Here is a 1,798-nt window from a genome sequence, read left to right as displayed (position 1 = left end):
AGGAGCCATTCCTGTAATGAATTAATTTAAGGTTTGAATGAAAAAAGCGCCAACTGTATACTGGGAAACGTTCCGTCCAAAGAACAATTCCAGCACAGGAGGCACTCAACATGAAGTATAAACAATCGAAGAAGCAGAATCAACGGATTACACGAATTTCCGACAAGACCCTTGTCGTAGGCGCAGATATCGCTAAGGAAACCCACGTGGCCCGCGCCATCGACTTTCGGGGAATTGAACTGGGGAAAGATTGTGTATTCTCCAATACGCGAACGGGCTTGGAGCAACTGGTTCAGTGGATGAAGGAGCTTCAGCGGGAGCATGCCATGAGTGACGTCCTCTTCGGCATTGAGCCCACCGGACACTACTGGTTTAACCTGGCCGAGTATTTGGGGCAGCAAGGCATTTCTTTGGTCATCGTCAATCCGCATCATGTGCACAAGAGCAAAGAATTGGAAGATAACTCACCGACTAAAAATGACTATAAAGACGCTAAAGTCATTGCGGACTTGGTGCGAAACGGAAAGTACAGCGAACCCAAATTGCCGACGAGTGTCTACGCAGATCTGCGGATTCTCATGAATCTTCGGGAGAAAGTCATAGTGAACTTCGGACAGGTGCAAAGGCGGATACAGAACTGGCTGGATCGTTTCTTTCCGGAATACACAGAGGTATTTAAAGACTGGGAGGGGAAAGCCTCGCTCATTACGCTGGGCGAGTTTCCGACGCCAGGTGAGATCGTAGAGCTAGGTACAGAAGCCATTGTTCAGCGGTGGAAACAAGAGGTAAAACGAGCCGTAGGCGCCAAGCGAGCGCAGCACCTCATGGAAGCGGCGAGACATTCTATCGGTCTGACCGAAGGGCTTCCTGCAGCAAAAATAGAGATTAAAACGCTTCTCGAGCAGTACGAAATGTTCGCCAGACAGCTCGAAGAGATACAGACTGAGGTGGAACGTCTACTCTCAGAAATCCCGGGCACGAAAGAAATGCTTACCGTGCCAGGCGTGGCCGTAGTGACGTTAGCGGGTTTCCTAGCGGAAGTAGGAGATCTAAGCGGGTACGAGCATGGACAGCAGATCATTCGGCTTGCTGGACTCAATCTCAAAGAGAACAGCTCGGGAAAGAAAAAAGGCAGGTCCAGTATAACCAAACGAGGACGAGCACGGCTTAGGGCCTTACTGTTCCGGGCGGTCATGCCCATGGTAGCCAAGAACGCAGAGTTTAAGGCTCTGCACCAGTACTTCACGACACGAAGTCAGAATCCACTTAAGAAAAAGCAATCCCTTGTGGCCTTGTGCGGGAAACTCATACGTGTCCTGCATACGCTCGGGACCAAGTGCATTCCGTACGATGCGAACGATGTGTTAGGGCCGGTACGACAGGCTCAGTTCCAGATGGTAGCCTAAGAAAAACCAAACTCACGTTTCTCACCAAACCAGAATAACCAAAGACAAAAGATGCACGGAGCAGCCGTAGGGGACTATTCCATAAGGGCAACGACCCTGTAAAGGAGCAAGAAACGGCGTCCACCTCTTGAGAGGCCGAACGAAGGAATGTAAGGGCAGCGACCCCGCGTGACATGGGAGGGTAAGCCGTCAAGAGTCAGGTGTGGATATCCAGGGTGCGATCACAGTAAGTATCGTGGGTTGGAAAAAATGCCCCAATCTCTATTCCTGCCACCGGCTCCACCAGAAAATAATGTCATCCTTACATGACTTCTCCAGCTCTCAAAAAGTCCATGGTTGAAAGTCTAAGAAAGAGTGAGAAAACAAGAGAATTTATTAATTTATAGTGGGAG

The 1,798-nt window shown here is 49.7% G+C and carries 1 protein-coding gene; it reads left to right on the top strand.

Translation table 11 applies throughout. From position 1 onward, the window contains the following. The first annotated feature begins 110 nt into the window (after positions 1-110). A complete protein-coding gene (locus WMW72_RS35440; RefSeq protein WP_341420304.1) occupies positions 111-1,406 on the top strand; it encodes an IS110 family RNA-guided transposase in 1,296 nt (431 codons plus the stop codon). Positions 1,407-1,798: the final 392 nt, after the last annotated feature.

This window comes from Paenibacillus filicis (assembly GCF_038070315.1).
Lineage (GTDB): Bacteria > Bacillota > Bacilli > Paenibacillales > NBRC-103111 > Paenibacillus_G > Paenibacillus_G filicis.
Note: the sequence above shows the minus strand (reverse complement) of the source record. Positions and strands in the feature narration are given on the sequence as shown.